A 16,384-nucleotide genomic window follows, 5' to 3' on the forward strand; every position below is an offset into this window, starting at 1 on the left:
CCATGATCACTCATGGGGTTTTGTGTTTTCAGCGTTGACGTTTACGCAGGCGCAGAGGTGCGAATCAGGTGATCGAAGGCACTCAGCGATGCCTTGGCACCCTCGCCTACCGCAATCACGATCTGCTTGTACGGCACGGTCGTTACATCGCCGGCCGCGAACACACCCGGTATCGAGGTCTCGCCACGGTTATCGACGATGATCTCGCCGCGCGGCGACAGCTCGACGGTGCCCTTGAGCCAATCGGTGTTCGGCAGCAAACCGATCTGCACGAAGATCCCTTCCAGCTCGATGCTCAGCACTTCGCCTGACTGACGATCTTTGTAACGCAAGCCGTTGACCTTCTGCCCATCGCCGGTCACTTCAGTGGTTTGCGCACTGGTGATCACGGTCACGTTCGGCAGGCTGTGCAACTTTCGCTGCAACACCGCATCGGCACGCAACTGCACATCGAACTCCAGCAACGTGACATGAGCAACGATACCGGCCAGGTCGATGGCCGCTTCGACCCCCGAGTTACCGCCACCAATCACCGCAACGCGCTTGCCTTTGAACAGCGGGCCGTCGCAGTGCGGGCAGTACGCCACGCCTTTGTTGCGATATTGCTGCTCGCCCGGAACGTTCATTTCACGCCAGCGAGCACCGGTCGCGAGGATCACGGTCCTGGCTTTCAGTGAAGCGCCGCTGGCGAACTGGATCTGATGCAGCTCGCCGTTTTTACCCGGCAGCAGCTTGTCGGCGCGCTGCAGGTTCATGATGTCGACGTCGTATTGCTTGACGTGTTCTTCCAGCGCGACGGCGAGCTTCGGCCCTTCGGTCTCCTGTACCGAGATAAAGTTCTCGATCGCCATGGTGTCCAGCACCTGACCACCAAAACGCTCGGCTGCAACGCCGGTACGAATGCCTTTACGGGCGGCGTAGATTGCTGCCGAAGCACCGGCTGGGCCGCCGCCGACGACCAGTACGTCAAAGGCGTCTTTGGCGCTGATCTTCTCGGCCTGACGCTCGATGGCGCTGGTGTCGATCTTGGCGATGATTTCTTCCAGGCCCATGCGCCCCTGAGCGAAATTCACGCCGTTCAGGTAGATGCTGGGCACGGCCATGATTTGCCGTTCAGTGACTTCGTCCTGGAACAGCGCGCCGTCAATGGCGACGTGACGGATGTTCGGGTTCAGCACCGCCATCAGGTTCAGCGCCTGGACCACGTCCGGGCAGTTCTGGCACGACAGCGAGAAGTAGGTCTCGAAGTTGAACTCGCCTTTGAGCGAGCGAATCTGTTCGATCACCTCGATACTGGCCTTCGAAGGGTGACCGCCAACTTGCAGCAAGGCCAGCACCAGCGAAGTGAATTCGTGCCCCATGGGGATACCGGCGAAACGCAGGCTGATATCGCTTCCCGGGCGGTTCAACGAGAACGATGGCTTGCGCGCATCGGTACCGTTGTCGAGCAAGGTAATTTGTTGGGAAAGACTGGCAACGTCTTTGAGTAACGCGAGCATTTCCTGGGATTTCGCGCCGTCGTCGAGGGAGGCGACGATCTCGATCGGCTGGGTGACCCGCTCCAGGTATGACTTCAACTGAGCTTTAAGATTGGCGTCCAACATACGGGCGATTTCCATTTTGTATACGGTAGAAAAAACAACGCCCGAGCGAATCTCGCCCGGGCGTTTTTTGGGCGGTGCAGCTTACTTAAGTGCGGATTAGCGCTCTTGAGTGGCTCACAGACTCAGATCTTGCCGACCAGGTCCAGGGACGGAGCCAGGGTGGCCTCGCCTTCTTTCCACTTGGCTGGGCAGACTTCGCCCGGGTGAGCGGCAACGTACTGGGCAGCCTTGATTTTGCGCAGCAGCTCGGAAGCGTCACGGCCTACACCGCCGTCGTTCAGTTCGACGATTTTGATCTGACCTTCAGGGTTGATCACGAAGGTGCCACGGTCAGCCAGGCCGACTTCTTCGATCAGCACGTCGAAGTTACGGGAGATCACGTGGGTCGGATCGCCAATCATGGTGTACTTGATTTTTTCGATCGCTGGCGAAGTGTTGTGCCATGCAGCGTGGGCAAAGTGGGTGTCGGTCGACACGCTGTAGATTTCTACGCCAAGCTTCTGGAATGCATCGTAGTTGTCAGCCAGGTCTTCCAGCTCGGTTGGGCAAACGAAGGTGAAGTCGGCTGGGTAGAAAAACACGACGGACCATTTGCCTTTCAGATCGGCGTCCGACACTTCGACGAATGCGCCGTTTTTGAATGCGGTAGCGTTGAACGGTTTTACGTGGCTGTTGATGATAGGCATCGTTGACTCTCCGTCAGGGGTTGAGAAGTTGATGGAGTGAATCCTACCCACTCGACCGACGGATGGCTCATTGGCAAACCTGATGCTACTCATTGGTTTTCGCTATTAGCCAGCACTATCAATAGAAGAAAACCGTATCAATTCGCCAACAGCCTGTTCAGCGATCCAGGCCATCCCGAGAAACGGGCTGGCCTGCGCGATCAACGCAGAGCCAGATACCGTTTCAGAGAGAATGGGGACGATTAGCCCGCTACCGGTGTGCGCATGGTGACGAACTCTTCGGCAGCGGTAGGATGCACGCCGATGGTTTCGTCGAAATCGCGCTTGGTGGCGCCAGCCTTCAAGGCAATCGCCAGGCCCTGAACGATCTCACCCGCTTCCGGGCCGACCATGTGGCAACCCAAAACCTTGTCGGTCTTGGCGTCCACCACCAATTTCATCAATGTGCGCTCCTGGCACTCGGTCATGGTCAGCTTCATCGGCCGGAAACGGCTTTCGAAAATCTGCACCTCATAACCTTCTTCCCTAGCCTGCTCTTCACTCAGGCCAACGGTGCCAATGTTCGGCAAGCTGAATACCGCCGTGGGAATCATCTTGTAGTCGACCAGACGATACTGCTCAGGCTTGAACAACCGACGCGCCACCGCCATGCCTTCAGCCAGGGCTACCGGCGTCAATTGCACGCGACCGATCACATCGCCAATCGCCAGAATCGATGGCTCAGCGGTTTGATACAACTCGTCGACTTCGACAAAGCCTTTCTTGTCGAGCGTGACCTTGGTGTTCTCCAACCCCAGGTTGTCGACCATTGGACGACGCCCCGTGGCGTAGAACACGCAATCTGCCTGCAACTCGCGACCATCCTTGAGGGTCACGTTCAAACTGCCATCAGCCTGCTTTTCGATGCGCTCGATGTCGGCATTGAATTGCAGATTCATCCCGCGCTTGGTCAGTTCCTCCTGCAAATGCTTACGTACAGAGCCGTCGAAGCCACGCAGGAACAGCTCACCGCGATACAGCAAGGTGGTTTCGGCGCCCAGCCCGTGGAAAATCCCGGCGAACTCTACGGCGATATAGCCGCCACCGACCACCAGAACGCGCTTGGGCAGCTCTTTGAGGAAAAACGCCTGGTTGGAGCTGATGGCGTGCTCATGCCCCGGAATCTCGGGGATCTGCGGCCAGCCGCCGGTGGCAATCAGAATGTGCTTAGCGGTATGCCGCTCGCCGTTGATCTCGACCTCATGCGGGCCAACGATTTTGGCGTGACCTTCATGCAAGGTTACGCCGCTGCCGACCAGCAGATTGCGGTAGATGCCGTTCAGCCGATTGATCTCGCGATCCTTGTTGGCGATCAGCGTTGCCCAATCGAAATTCGCCTCGCCCAACGACCAGCCAAAGCCCTGCGACTGCTCGAAGTCTTCGGCAAAATGCGCCCCGTAAACCAACAACTTCTTCGGCACGCAGCCAACGTTGACGCAAGTCCCGCCCAGATAGCGGCTCTCGGCCACTGCCACTTTCGCGCCGAAACCTGCTGCGAAACGTGCTGCTCGTACACCGCCGGAACCGGCGCCAATCACATAAAGGTCAAAATCGTAGGCCATTTTCAATCTCCTCGGCAGGCCACAAGCATACCCGCTGCAGCTTTCTCGGTCAGCGCTGCGAATGACATGGGGCCGGAAAACGAAAAAGCCACCCGAAGGTGGCTTTTCAGAACAAAACTGCGAAGCGCTTTTAGTAAGCCTTGCCAGTCTTGTAGAAGTGTTCGAAGCAGAAGTTGGTCGCTTCGATGTAGCCTTCAGCGCCACCGCAGTCGAAACGCGTGCCTTTGAACTTGTAGGCAATCACGCAACCGTCTTGCGCCTGTTTCATCAGGGCGTCGGTGATCTGGATCTCGCCGCCTTTGCCTGGCTCGGTTTCTTCGATCAGCTTGAAGATGTCCGGGGTCAGGATGTAACGACCGATGATCGCCAGGTTGGATGGAGCATCTTCCGGCTTTGGCTTCTCGACCATGTTGCGGACGCGGTACAGGTCGTCACCGATCAAATCGCCAGCGATCACGCCGTATTTGTGGGTTTCCTGCGGGTCGACTTCCTGGATCGCGACGATGGTGCAACGGTACTGTTTGTACAGTTTGACCATCTGGGTCAGTACGCCGTCGCCGTCCAGGTTGACGCACAAGTCGTCCGCCAGCACGACCGCGAACGGTTCGTCACCGATCAATGGACGGCCGGTCAGAATGGCGTGACCCAGGCCTTTCATTTCGGTTTGACGGGTGTAGGAGAACGAGCACTCGTCGAGCAATTTGCGGATGCCGACCAGGTACTTCTCTTTGTCAGTACCCTTGATCTGGTTTTCCAGCTCGTAGCTGATGTCGAAGTGGTCTTCCAGGGCGCGTTTGCCACGACCAGTCACGATGGAGATTTCTGTCAAACCAGCGTCCAGCGCTTCTTCAACGCCGTACTGGATCAGTGGCTTGTTCACCACCGGCAGCATTTCTTTAGGCATGGCTTTAGTCGCTGGCAGGAAGCGAGTACCGTAACCGGCTGCTGGGAACAAGCATTTCTTGATCATAAAAGTCCTTAAAAGGGCTGTGTGTACGAGTTTCGGCGCAGTCTAATCAGCCGGCGAGCACCTTACAATGCCCCACACTGGCTAACCGATGCCATCATAGAGAAATATTCTGGCGGATAGTTCCGCAACGACGCAGATTAGCCTCCAGGCCAAGGCGTACGGAACAACGCAAAGACTTCACTTTAGACCAGTGAACGCGCCGGGGCACGTTTCCAGTTATCATTGCGCGATTGAACCAGCCAACGAGGCAGATAGATGTCGGCAGCAAAAAGCGTAAACGGTTACCTGATCAATCAAGCCAAAGATCGCCAGTGGTGGGTCGACAGCGTCAGCGGCGAAAACATCGCCGGGCCTTTCCCCACGGAAGCGTTGGCGATTGAAGTCGCCTCGGTGCTGCAAGACACCCCGCCTGCACCCAAGCGGCGCGGCGCCAAACCTGAGTAACACAGCCCTCGAAAGAGCCCTGCTAACGCGCAGGGCTTTTTTGTGTTTGTCTGTACCGAAATGGTTGTTCGCTATAGCATCTGGCTTCAGGGCGACTCGCGCCCCTTACACACTGTTCACTCGATGACGACCCAAACATGAAAAAATATCTGGCTCTGATTGCGGTGCTGGCCTTGAGCGGTTGCGCTACTGCATCCAAAACCTATCTGAACAATGGCGAGCAAGGCCTGTCAATCGACTGCTCGGGTGAAGCCAACTCCTGGGCCAAATGTTATCAAATGGCTGACGATTCCTGCGCGGGTACCGGCTATCGGATCATTGGCACCGATGGCACGCCAGCCACCAAGGAAAGCGACAAGACCCTGGGCGTCGACGTTGGCAACTACAAGAGCCGCAGCGTCGTAGTGGTGTGCAAGTAACCGGCAAGACGCTATGGCCGTTACATGTGAATTTCGGCGAATTTGATCCCGAGCCCGCGTACTGTCTCGATCAAATCATCCAGCCGACTAAATGATTCGACCTCGTCGTTTTCATCCACCAGGAAATAGCTGCGCCCTGCACTTTTCTTGAAGAACACAATCCACTCCCCGGAGTTTGCCGGGTTTTGAATCACATGCGTCGCAGAGATGTGCCCCTCTGCATGCCGCTCTTTTACTTGCTCTCGCTTCATTGACCACTCCAGAAATGACAGTGCCGCCCAAGCCCGAAGCTGGACGGCACTCCTGCTGATTGACGACAGTTTATCGGACGATACGGTCAATCAGCCAATTTCAAATTCAGCGAGCGAGAGAGAATCGCCGAAAAAACTATGAGCCAGAAATGCATGTGTTGGCCGCATCCTGCACATCTCCAGGCCGAATTGGCACATTGGACATGCTTTCGTGGAGCTTGATGCTACTTCCGCCGGATCGCTCTTCGATGTCAAACACCGCAGACGGACTCGCAGACAGTTTTCCTGCAACAATGACCCGGACGCCATCCTTGTTGTAGGGCTCCATTTGCACAGCCCCTCGGGTACTGGCCAAATGTTTGGCCACGCAGTCGGCGTACGCCTGAGGTTTTTTCCCCGAGATCACATTCATGGTTGGCAGCGTCTGACTAATGTCCGAGACAGTCGCGCAACCACTCATCGCCAACGCCAGTACCAAAACACCCCGCTTCATACTAATCCTCCCTTAAAGACGCTCCGACAGCGCAAATACTGTTTTTCTCCGGAGACCGCTGCTTTATCACCCATAAAAACCCGAATAGCTGTTTTTAATTGTCAAAGCACCTCGCGGTAGCCCAATAATAAACCGTTCGGGCTGATAAACTGCGCCATCGCCCATGCTATCGTTTTGATTTTGTAGAAAAAGCCCTTCTGGAGGCGCCCCCATGAAATTTATCCACCAGCGCGAGCACCTCAATGAAGATGACATCGTCGTCATTCAATGCTCCCAAATGTGCAACATCCGCTTGATGAACGACGCCAATTTTCGCAGCTTCAAGAATGGCGGCCGCCACACTTACCACGGCGGCGCGTTTGACACCTTCCCTGCGAAAATCACCGCGCCAAGCACCGGCTTCTGGAACATCACCATCGACACGGTCAACCGCCGGCCGATCAGCGTGACCCGCAAACCGACCCTGACCCACTCGATCAAAATCATCCGCCGGTCCAGCTCGAAACTTAGCTGAGACCTCGGCCCGCACTGCGACAGACAGGTACGACCGTGGCCCAAACGACTAAATACGTCATCAAATACAAACTCAACGAAGAACGCCGTTTCGAGTTTGCCCAGCTTGAAACCGGCACCGAAGAAGAAGCCAGAGCGGCACTTGAAGCGATTCACGGCGACTTGTCCGGGATCAGCGATATAAAGGTCAGCAAAGCGCTGTAACCCCTGGCACAACCACTCCGGAGTTCGACCGCAAGCACCGGAGTGTCGCCCGCCTTCGTACTCCCCAGACTGGCACACCTCAACCTTGAGTTCAGGAGCCGGACATGTCGATTTCTTTGCCGCACAACACCTCGGTAGCGCGTTATATCGACGGTGTCCGTGCAATAGGCGAACAGTCTCTGATCTCGCGTATCAATGGACTGGATTGGCCTTCCCTGGAGCAATACCTCGACCGGGACGGCTGCGCGACAATCAAAGGACTGCTCAACCCCGAGCAATGTGCAGACCTCAGCGCGCTCTATGCTCAGCCTGCGCTTTTCCGCTCGCACGTGATAATGGCCCGGCATGGTTTCGGGCGCGGCGAGTACCGGTATTTCAGATACCCGCTGCCGGATATCGTTGCTTGCCTGCGCGGCACGCTCTACTCAAGGCTTGTCCCGCTGGCCAATCGCTGGAATGAACGGATGGGCTTGCCCGGGCGCTTTCCCACGGAACACGCAGCCTTCCTGCAACGTTGTCATGACGCGGGACAGGAGCGCCCTACGCCGCTGTTGCTGCAATATGGTCCGCAGGACTACAACTGTTTGCATCAGGATCTGTATGGCGAGCATGTGTTCCCGCTGCAAGTGGCGATTCTGCTGTCCACTCCCGGCGAAGATTTTACCGGCGGCGAATTCGTGCTCACCGAGCAACGCCCACGGATGCAATCACGGCCCATGGTGATGAGCCTGGAAAAAGGCGATGCGCTGATTTTTGCCGTGCATCAGCGCCCGGTCAAAGGTGTTCGCGGCGATTACCGGGTGAACCTGCGCCACGGCGTCAGTCGCCTGCACAGCGGCAAACGGCATACCCTTGGAGTGATCTTTCACGATGCGCAGTAAAGCGATGCCTCCAGCGACCTTCGAGCTGTTTGCCGATGAAGACCGGCAACCGGCCAGAACCGAGCAAATCGGCGAACAGTCTTTCGTTCTGCGAGGTTTCGCCCTGCCCTGGGTGGCGCAATTGCTGCCGGTGCTGGAGACGATTTTACTGGCCGCACCGTTTCGGCAGATGGTCACTCCTGGCGGTTTCACCATGTCTGTAGGCTTGAGCAGTTGTGGCACGCTGGGCTGGACCACCGATCACAGTGGCTATCGCTACACTCGCATTGATCCCGTCAGCGGCCAGCCCTGGCCGGCGATGCCCGAGGTCTTTCGGGAACTGGCACAGGCTGCCGCACGAGAAGCCGGTTTCCATCACTTCGAGCCCGATGCCTGCCTGATCAACCGATACCTGCCGGGCGCCAAGATGTCGTTGCATCAGGACAAGGATGAACGATCCTACGATCCACCGATTGTTTCGGTGTCCCTCGGTCTGCCGGCGATGTTCCTGTTCGGCGGCTTCAAGCGCAGCGACACGAGCCTGCGAGTGCCGCTGTTTCACGGTGACATCGTGGTCTGGGGCGGCGTGGATCGCTTGCGTTATCACGGCGTGCTGCCGCTCAAGGACGGTCATCACCCGCAACTGGGCGGACAGCGAATCAACTTCACCTTCCGCACGGCGGGATGACATCCGGAATTTGACCGCAAGCGCCGGAGTGTCCTCAGCGCCCACACTCGCTAGGCTGCGTATGAATAAACCTTCTACCGGTATCCCCCATGACCACTGCCAAACCCACCACAGAACAAGATCCCCGTTGGTCCGCGGTGCTGGCGCGCGACCCGCGCGCTGACGGTCAGTTCGTCTACGCGGTGAAAACCACCGGGATCTACTGCCGCCCGAGCAGCCTGGCGCGATTGCCGAAACCGGAAAACGTCGAGTTTTTCGATACCGAGGAACAGGCTCAGGCGGCCGGTTATCGTCCAAGCAAACGCGCTGCAACAGACCAGACTCATCTCGCCGCGCAACACGCCGCACTGGTCGCTGCAGCCTGTCGGCAGATCGAGGCTGCCGAGACATTGCCCAGCTTGAACGAACTGGCAGAGACCGCACGAATGAGCGCTTTCCACTTTCACCGGGTGTTCAAGGCTGTCACTGGCCTGACACCCAAGGGCTATGCCACTGCACAACGTTCACGCAGGGTTCGTGAACGCCTGGAAGTCGCCGGTTCGGTGACCGACGCGCTGTATGAGGCAGGTTTCAATTCCAACAGCCGCTTCTACGAGTCCGCCGATCATCTGCTTGGCATGAAGCCCAGCGACTACCGCGCTGCGGGCCAGAATACCGACATCCGCTTTGCCGTCGGCCAATGTTCATTAGGGGCGATTCTGGTGGCGCAAAGTCAACGCGGGGTGTGCGCGATCCTCTTGGGGGATGATCCCCATGCGTTGGTCTGCGACCTTCAAGACCGGTTCCGCCAGGCCAACCTGATTGGCGCCGACCATGACTTCGAACAGCTGATTGCCAAGGTGGTGGGTTTCATCGAAGCCCCGGCGCTTGGCCTGGACCTGCCGCTGGATGTGCGCGGCACGGCGTTTCAGGAGCGAGTGTGGATGGCGCTGCGGGATATTCCGGCGGGCAGCACCGCCAGCTACGCCGAAATAGCCCAGCGTATCGGCGCGCCAAAAGCCTTCCGTGCCGTGGCCCAGGCCTGCGGTGCCAACAACCTCGCGGTGGCCATTCCCTGCCATCGGGTGGTGCGCAGCGATGGCGATCTCTCGGGCTACCGCTGGGGGGTGGAGCGCAAGCGTCAACTGCTTGCGCGTGAAACCAAATCTCAGAAAATGCCGATATGCACGGCCACTGACTCAGGGCCGGTATAGGCCTCGAAGTCGGTGGCAAATCGGCGTTTGACCTGCGGATTGGCCTCGAAATACGCCCAGATGCTGCCCCACGCCTCGATGACACAGCCCGGCATCGGCCCCTTCGCCTCGAAAACCAGATACTGGCCGCCCTGCACCTCAATGCTTTCGTAACCGGGGGCGGCTTCATTGACCGCCACCCCGGCCGTCACATCGAAAGCCCCGGATGCATCGGACTCATAGCTGGAGTACACCCCGTAAGCCGGTGAGTCCGGTTGCTTATTGCCAATCTTGTCAAACAGCCCTTCGACAAAAAAACGCTGCCACATCGGACCGATTCTGGCGGTAGCTGCCTGCTGCTCGGCGCTGTTAAACGTACGTACACGCAATCCCGATACGCGGAATGGCGAAACCTCAAGTTGTTTCAAATCCATGGAACAGTTTCTCCGTCGTTAACGATTCACATCCACCACAAGCGGCCACCATGCCATTGGCGTGAGCGCTGGCACAACCGGACGCTACAACTTTGTTGCGCTCGGCATCTGCGCCTAAAGGCCACTGGCCTTGTGACGCTGACTCCTGCTACAAAAGCGGCTCTTGTCATAAGGAGGACGTTGCGATGAACCCGTGGCCTGACACCCGTATTCTTGATCTGCTCGGCATTGAATTGCCGATCATCCAGGCTCCCATGGCCGGCGCCACCGGATCGGCCATGGTCATTGCAGCCAGCAATGCCGGCGCCCTGGGCTCAATGCCCGCGGCCATGCTCAGCGTCGAACAGTTGCGCGAAGAGCTGAAGGTCATCCGGCAACACAGCCAGCGCCCGTTCAACGTGAACTTCTTCTGCCATCAACCACCCGTGGCCGACGAGCAACGCGCTCAGCAATGGAAAAAACTGCTGGAACCGTATTACCGCGAGCTGGGCGCTGACTTCGACGCACCGACCCCGGTTTCCAATCGTGCGCCGTTCGATGCCGCCGCCTGCGCGGTGGTCGAAGAGTTCCGTCCGCAGGTGGTGAGTTTTCACTTCGGCCTACCGGAAAAAGCCCTGCTCGATCGGGTCAAAGCCACTGGCGCGAAGGTCCTGTCTTCGGCAACTACCGTCGATGAGGCCATCTGGCTGGAACAGCATGGCTGCGACGCGATTATCGCCATGGGCTACGAGGCCGGAGGCCATCGCGGGATGTTTCTCAGCGATGATCTGAACAGTCAGGTCGGTACCTTTGCCCTGGTACCACAGATCGTCGATGCCGTCAGCGTACCGGTGATCGCTGCGGGCGGGATCGGCGACGCACGCGGGATTGTCGCCGCCTTCGCCTTGGGGGCCTCGGCAGTGCAACTGGGCACCGCCTACCTGTTTACCCCGGAAGCCAAGGTCAGCGCCTCCCATCACCGGGCCTTGCGTAGCGCCAAGGAAAGCGAGACGGCGCTGACCAATATTTTTACCGGGCGTGCGGCGCGAGGGATTCTCAATCGGGTCATGCGCGAACTCGGCCCGATCAGCCCGCAAGCTCCGGCCTTCCCATTGGCCGGCGGCGCGCTGATGCCACTGCGTGCCAAGGATGAAGCGGACTTCAGCAACCTCTGGGCCGGACAAGCGCTACGGCTTGGGATTGAATTACCGACCGCTGAGTTGACCCGGCGGCTGGCTGACGAGGCGCTGGCCTTGATGGCGCGTCGCTAAACACCATTTGATCGTTCCCATGCTTTGCGTGGTAACGATCAAAAACCCCCGTAGCAGCTCTGCGTTCGGCCCCGTAGCAGCTGTCGAGCCTGCGAGGCTGCGTTCGAGGACGAAGTCCTCGCAAATCCCGCAAACGCGGTTTGTCTGGAAAAACACGTTGCCTGATTTGACGACCGCTGCGCGGCCGAACGCAGCCTCGCAGGCTCGACAGCTGCTACGAGGTACGGGGGAACGGGGAACAGAGCGCGTGTCGGCTCATTGGGTACTATTTGATACGTTCCGTTTGTCGGCAATTCGCTATATATTCACCTATATAGCGTTTCATTCTTTCGCACCGGTGCAGTCCACCCCCCATAAAAACTGCCCACTGCACCTGCCTACCCCGGAGCCGCTTCATGTCTATTCGTGCCTCACGTTTTGCCCCCACTTGCCTGGCATCCTTGCTCGCCGTGTTCGCGTTTGGCTCAGCCCACGCCGATGAAGTCCAGGTCGCGGTCGCGGCCAATTTCACCGCACCGATCCAGGCCATTGCCGCCGACTTCGAAAAAGACACCGGGCACAAACTGGTCGCCGCCTATGGCGCCACGGGCCAGTTCTACACCCAGATCAAAAACGGTGCGCCGTTCGAAGTGCTCCTGTCGGCTGACGACAGCACCCCGCAAAAACTCGAGAGCGAAGGCGACACGGTCAAAGGTTCGCGTTTCACCTACGCCATCGGCACCCTGGCACTGTGGTCGGCCAAGGACGGTTACGTTGACGCCAAAGGCAAAGTGCTTAGCGACAACACCTATCAGCACCTGTCGATCGCCAACCCGAAAGCCGCCCCTTACGGTCTCGCGGCCACTCAGGTATTGGCTAAACTGGGCCTGACAGACAAGGTCAAGGGCAAGATCGTCGAAGGCCAGAACATCACCCAGGCCTACCAGTTCGTCTCCACCGGCAATGCGGAAATAGGCTTCGTCGCCTTGTCGCAGATCTATAAAGACGGCAAAGTCACCGGCGGTTCGGCGTGGATCGTTCCAGCCGACATGCACGACCCGATCAAACAGGACGCAGTGATCCTCAACAAAGGCAAAGACAACCCGGCCGCCAAGGCGCTGGTTGCTTACCTCAAAGGGCCTAAAGCCGCTGCCGTCATCAAGTCCTACGGTTATCAACTCTAAATGACGCTATCGAGTGCCGATTTTTCCGCCATCTGGCTGACCCTCAAGCTGGCCTCCCTGACGACGGCCATCCTGCTGGTCATCGGCACTCCGATTGCGTTGTGGCTGTCGCGTACCCGCTCCTGGTTGCGCAGGCCCATCGGCGCTATCGTCGCCCTGCCCCTGGTGCTGCCGCCGACGGTGATCGGCTTCTATTTACTGATGACCCTCGGCCCTAACGGGGTCATCGGCCAGTTCACCCAAGCACTGGGGCTGGGCACGCTGACGTTCAGTTTTGCAGGGCTGGTGATCGGTTCGGTTATCTACTCGATGCCCTTTGTCGTCCAGCCACTGCAGAACGCCTTCTCGGCGATTGGCCCGCGTCCGCTGGAGGTGGCCGCCACCTTGCGCGCCAACCCCTGGGACACTTTTTTCAACGTGATCTTGCCGCTGGCCAGGCCAGGCTTTATCACTGCGGCCATTCTCGGCTTCGCCCATACCGTCGGTGAGTTCGGCGTGGTGCTGATGATCGGCGGCAATATCCCGGACAAAACCCGGGTGGTGTCGGTGCAGATCTACGATCATGTCGAAGCCATGGAATATGGCCAGGCCCACTGGCTGGCCGGGGCAATGCTGGTGTTCTCGTTCCTGATATTGCTGGCGCTGTACTCCAGCCGCAAAACCAAAGCCGGCTGGAGCTGATCGATGACCTCAACGATTCACGCTCGGCTGAAACTGAGCTACCCGGATTTTTCCCTGGACGTCGACCTGCACCTGCCCGGCCGCGGCGTCACGGCGCTGTACGGTCATTCCGGCTCGGGCAAAACCACCTGCCTGCGCTGCATTGCCGGACTGGAAAAGGCCGAACAAGGCTTTATCCAGATCAATGATGAAATCTGGCAGGACAGCGACAAAAAACTCTTTGTCGCCCCGCACAAACGGGCGCTGGGTTATGTGTTTCAGGAGGCCAGTCTGTTTCCCCATCTGTCGGTGCTGGCCAACCTGGAATTTGGCCTGCGGCGTATTCCACGCCAGCAACGCCGGGTCGACATGGCCCACGCCACCGAACTGCTGGGAATCAGCCACTTGCTCGGCCGACATCCACAACACCTCTCGGGCGGCGAGCGCCAACGGGTCGGTATTGCCCGGGCGTTGCTCACCAGCCCGAAACTGCTGTTGATGGACGAGCCACTGGCCGCGCTGGACTCGCAGCGCAAAAGCGAAATCCTGCCGTACCTCGAACGGCTGCACGACGAACTGGAAATCCCGGTGCTGTACGTCAGTCACTCGCAGGATGAGGTCGCACGACTGGCCGACCACATTGTCCTGCTGAGCTACGGCAAAGCCCTGGCCAGCGGGCCCATCGGCGAAACGCTTGCGCGGCTCGACCTGCCACTGGCCTTGGGCGACGACGCCGGCGTAGTGATCGAGGGTCAAGTGACGGACTACGACGCCCATTACCAACTGCTGACCCTGCAACTGCCCCGCAGCCAATTGAATGTGCGGGTCGCGCATTCGCCTATGGCCGTGGGCAAGTTGTTGCGCGTCAAAGTCCAGGCTCGCGATGTCAGCCTGAGTCTTCAGGGCGGTGAACTGAGCAGCATCCTCAATCGCCTGCCAGTGACAGTCACCAGCGAAATTTCCGCGGACAACGCCGCCCATGTGCTGGTACGCCTGGACGCTTCGGGAACACCGTTGCTCGCGCGCATCACCCGCTACTCCCGCGATCACTTGCAACTGCATCCCGGCCAGCAACTATGGGCGCAAATCAAGGCGGTGGCGGTCCTCGCGTAAACGGCTGGGGCGTGCAACAAGACCATAAGCGTTGTAAGGGGAAAGTCTTTTGAGCTAGGCTAGCCGCCTCTCCCCTATGCCGGATGACCTTTCGACGTGAACAACTAAGCCTTTCAAAAATGTATGCGCAACAAGCTGCCACCGGCACTTGTTGGTCTTTTCGACATTTTTTGGAGGTGCCATGACTCACGTCACGCGTCTGCCTGCGCTCGTAACCCTGAACCGACTGTCCTATCAGCTCGCCAATGGCGAAACACTGTTCGACTCCCTGAACCTGCACTTCGATCATCGTCCCACCGGCATTGTTGGCCGTAACGGCGTCGGCAAATCCGTGCTTGCCCGACTGATTGCCGGCGACTTGACGCCCGCTTCCGGCACACTCAGCCGCTTTGGCAGCGTCGCCTATGTGGCGCAAGAGCCGATTGCGATCAGCGGCCAGAGCGTTGCGCAAGCGGCGGGTATCGCCGAGACACTCGATGCGCTCGCCCGGCTGGCCAGCGGCAGCGCATCCACCCAAGACCTTGAACAGGCGGCTGAACGCTGGGATCTGCCCGAACAATTGCGCCTGTTGCTCGATGAAGCCGGCCTGCCAGAGCTGACGGTGCAACACCCTATGGACGCCCTCAGCGGCGGCCAACGTGCCCGCATCGCACTGATCGGCGCATTCCTCAGCCAGGCCGATTTGCTGGTGCTGGATGAGCCAACCAACCATCTGGATGTTGACGGCCGCCGCTGGCTAATGGACCGGCTCGAACACTGGCGCGGAGGGGTGATCGTGGTCAGCCATGATCGGACGCTGCTCAACAGCCTTCAACGCATCGTCGAACTCAGCGCACTGGGTGTGCAGGTCTTTGGTGGTAATCATGCGGCTTACCTTGAGCAGCGCGAAGTCGAGCAAGCTGCGGCGCATGCAGCCCTTGAGCACAACCGCACCCTGCGCAGTCGCGAGCTGAAACGGCTACAGCGCGAACACGACACCATTCAGCGACGCGCTGCCGGATCACGCAAAAACGCTGAAACTGCCAACGTCTCACGCTTCGAACGCGCCAGGATGAAAGGTGCGGCCACCGAGATCATGGGCCACGTACGTCACGCTCATCAGGCCCACAAATCAGCGATGAATGAGCAGGTACGGGAGGCCAACGCACGGATTAAACCGTCAGAGCCGGTGCTGATGACCCTGCCGGGAACCGCTGTGCCGGCCAACCGACAGGTGATCACACTGATCGACGCGCAACTGCCCTGGCTGGCACCCGAGGCGCCAACGACATTCCTCACTATTTCACTTGCAGGCCCTGTGCGCATTGCGCTCAGTGGGCCGAACGGCTGCGGAAAATCCACCTTGCTGAAAATGCTCGCAGCGCACTGCAACCCTGTCAGCGGTGATTGCCTGACCCACGTGCCCAACGCTTACCTTGACCAACGATTGGAGTTGCTCGATCCAGAACGCTCCATCGTCGAGCAGTTGAACCTGCTCGACACACCGCTATCGGAAGGCTCGGTGCGCAGCCGGCTGGCCCAACTGCAACTGGACGCTGTGCGGGTGAACGTGCCGACTCGCCTGCTCAGCGGTGGCGAACGTCTGAAAGCGGCTATTGCCATCGCATTATGGCGAGAAAACCCGGCCCAGTTGCTGTTGCTCGACGAGCCGACCAATCACCTCGACCTTGCGTCTGTGCAGGCACTGGAACAGGCATTACGCGACTTTCCCGGAGCGCTCATTGCCGCCTCCCATGACACCGAATTCCTGCGGGCCCTGGCGCCCACGCATACCTTGCACTGGCAGCCTACGGGGTGGAACCTGCAACGTGTCGAAGCGCGGTCTGAGCATTGAATCAAGCGACGAACAGCACAGACCG

At 58.8% G+C, this 16,384-nt stretch carries 19 protein-coding genes; 12 read left to right on the forward strand and 7 right to left on the reverse strand.

Annotation, left to right across the window (positions count from 1 at the left end):
• Positions 1-41 precede the first annotated feature (41 nt).
• From ahpF to galU, 4 genes are all read right to left on the reverse strand, one after another.
• The gene (gene ahpF, locus AABM55_RS16545) at positions 42-1,604 is read right to left on the reverse strand and encodes an alkyl hydroperoxide reductase subunit F (protein ID WP_347927020.1); all 1,563 of its coding nucleotides are present in this window, start codon (positions 1,602-1,604) and stop codon (positions 42-44) included.
• Between the two features lie 122 nt (positions 1,605-1,726).
• Positions 1,727-2,290 carry an alkyl hydroperoxide reductase subunit C gene (gene ahpC, locus AABM55_RS16550; RefSeq protein ID WP_054597722.1) on the reverse strand — a complete coding sequence of 188 codons (564 nt, stop codon included), beginning with the start codon at positions 2,288-2,290 and terminating at the stop codon, positions 1,727-1,729.
• A 242-nt stretch (positions 2,291-2,532) separates the two neighbouring features.
• Positions 2,533-3,891 (reverse strand): glutathione-disulfide reductase, encoded by a 1,359-nt coding sequence (gorA, locus tag AABM55_RS16555; protein WP_054597723.1) that lies wholly within the window; start codon positions 3,889-3,891, stop codon positions 2,533-2,535.
• Between the two features lie 130 nt (positions 3,892-4,021).
• A complete protein-coding gene (galU, locus tag AABM55_RS16560) occupies positions 4,022-4,861 on the reverse strand; it encodes a UTP--glucose-1-phosphate uridylyltransferase GalU (protein WP_019690034.1) in 840 nt (279 codons plus the stop codon).
• 255 nt (positions 4,862-5,116) lie between these two features.
• Here galU and AABM55_RS16565 point away from each other — a divergent pair, with 255 nt between their 5' ends.
• The gene (locus AABM55_RS16565; protein ID WP_054597725.1) at positions 5,117-5,305 is read left to right on the forward strand and encodes a hypothetical protein; all 189 of its coding nucleotides are present in this window, start codon (positions 5,117-5,119) and stop codon (positions 5,303-5,305) included.
• A 137-nt stretch (positions 5,306-5,442) separates the two neighbouring features.
• Positions 5,443-5,724 (forward strand): hypothetical protein, encoded by a 282-nt coding sequence (locus tag AABM55_RS16570; RefSeq protein WP_054597726.1) that lies wholly within the window; start codon positions 5,443-5,445, stop codon positions 5,722-5,724.
• A 20-nt stretch (positions 5,725-5,744) separates the two neighbouring features.
• Here AABM55_RS16570 and AABM55_RS16575 read toward each other — a convergent pair whose 3' ends face one another.
• Both AABM55_RS16575 and AABM55_RS16580 read right to left on the reverse strand, forming a co-directional pair.
• Positions 5,745-5,975: a hypothetical protein gene (locus AABM55_RS16575; RefSeq protein WP_347927021.1), complete on the reverse strand. Its 231-nt coding sequence runs from the start codon at positions 5,973-5,975 to the stop codon at positions 5,745-5,747.
• A gap of 136 nt (positions 5,976-6,111) precedes the next feature.
• Positions 6,112-6,468: a hypothetical protein gene (locus tag AABM55_RS16580; protein ID WP_054597728.1), complete on the reverse strand. Its 357-nt coding sequence runs from the start codon at positions 6,466-6,468 to the stop codon at positions 6,112-6,114.
• Positions 6,469-6,679: 211 nt separating this feature from the next.
• On the opposite strand from AABM55_RS16580, the gene AABM55_RS16585 reads away from it, so the two are divergent.
• The 5 genes from AABM55_RS16585 (at position 6,680) to ada (ending at position 9,926) form a co-directional block, all read left to right on the forward strand.
• Positions 6,680-6,982, forward strand: a complete 303-nt coding sequence (locus AABM55_RS16585) for a DUF1883 domain-containing protein (protein WP_019690029.1) — start codon at positions 6,680-6,682, stop codon at positions 6,980-6,982.
• Between the two features lie 35 nt (positions 6,983-7,017).
• Positions 7,018-7,185: a hypothetical protein gene (locus AABM55_RS16590; RefSeq protein WP_019690028.1), complete on the forward strand. Its 168-nt coding sequence runs from the start codon at positions 7,018-7,020 to the stop codon at positions 7,183-7,185.
• Positions 7,186-7,289: 104 nt separating this feature from the next.
• Complete coding sequence (locus AABM55_RS16595; RefSeq protein ID WP_347927022.1) at positions 7,290-8,066, forward strand: 2OG-Fe(II) oxygenase; 777 nt, start codon at positions 7,290-7,292, stop codon at positions 8,064-8,066.
• Entirely contained in the window at positions 8,056-8,733 is a 678-nt protein-coding gene (alkB, locus tag AABM55_RS16600; RefSeq protein WP_347927023.1) for a DNA oxidative demethylase AlkB, read from the forward strand. Before AABM55_RS16595 ends, alkB begins: the two co-directional genes overlap by 11 nt.
• An 89-nt stretch (positions 8,734-8,822) precedes the next feature.
• Positions 8,823-9,926: a bifunctional DNA-binding transcriptional regulator/O6-methylguanine-DNA methyltransferase Ada gene (gene ada / locus AABM55_RS16605; protein ID WP_347927024.1), complete on the forward strand. Its 1,104-nt coding sequence runs from the start codon at positions 8,823-8,825 to the stop codon at positions 9,924-9,926.
• Here ada and AABM55_RS16610 read toward each other — a convergent pair.
• Complete coding sequence (locus AABM55_RS16610) at positions 9,881-10,339, reverse strand: GyrI-like domain-containing protein (RefSeq protein ID WP_347927025.1); 459 nt, start codon at positions 10,337-10,339, stop codon at positions 9,881-9,883. The two genes, ada and AABM55_RS16610, sit on opposite strands and share 46 nt — an antisense overlap.
• 185 nt (positions 10,340-10,524) lie before the next feature.
• Between AABM55_RS16610 and AABM55_RS16615 the strand changes: the two genes are divergently transcribed.
• The 5 genes from AABM55_RS16615 (at position 10,525) to AABM55_RS16635 (ending at position 16,359) form a co-directional block, all read left to right on the forward strand.
• Positions 10,525-11,589: a nitronate monooxygenase gene (locus tag AABM55_RS16615; protein ID WP_347927026.1), complete on the forward strand. Its 1,065-nt coding sequence runs from the start codon at positions 10,525-10,527 to the stop codon at positions 11,587-11,589.
• Between the two features lie 395 nt (positions 11,590-11,984).
• On the forward strand, positions 11,985-12,752 hold the full coding sequence (gene modA, locus AABM55_RS16620) for a molybdate ABC transporter substrate-binding protein (protein ID WP_347927027.1): 768 nt from the start codon (positions 11,985-11,987) through the stop codon (positions 12,750-12,752).
• Positions 12,753-13,433, forward strand: coding sequence for a molybdate ABC transporter permease subunit (gene modB / locus AABM55_RS16625; protein ID WP_347927028.1), 681 nt, complete (start codon positions 12,753-12,755; stop codon positions 13,431-13,433).
• A 3-nt stretch (positions 13,434-13,436) separates the two neighbouring features.
• Positions 13,437-14,525 (forward strand): molybdenum ABC transporter ATP-binding protein, encoded by a 1,089-nt coding sequence (gene modC, locus AABM55_RS16630; RefSeq protein WP_347927029.1) that lies wholly within the window; start codon positions 13,437-13,439, stop codon positions 14,523-14,525.
• Positions 14,526-14,706: 181 nt separating this feature from the next.
• Entirely contained in the window at positions 14,707-16,359 is a 1,653-nt protein-coding gene (locus tag AABM55_RS16635) for an ABC-F family ATP-binding cassette domain-containing protein (RefSeq protein WP_347927030.1), read from the forward strand.
• Positions 16,360-16,384 lie beyond the last annotated feature (25 nt).

It is taken from the genome of Pseudomonas helvetica (assembly GCF_039908645.1).
In the GTDB taxonomy this organism is placed as follows: Bacteria; Pseudomonadota; Gammaproteobacteria; order Pseudomonadales; family Pseudomonadaceae; genus Aquipseudomonas; species Aquipseudomonas helvetica.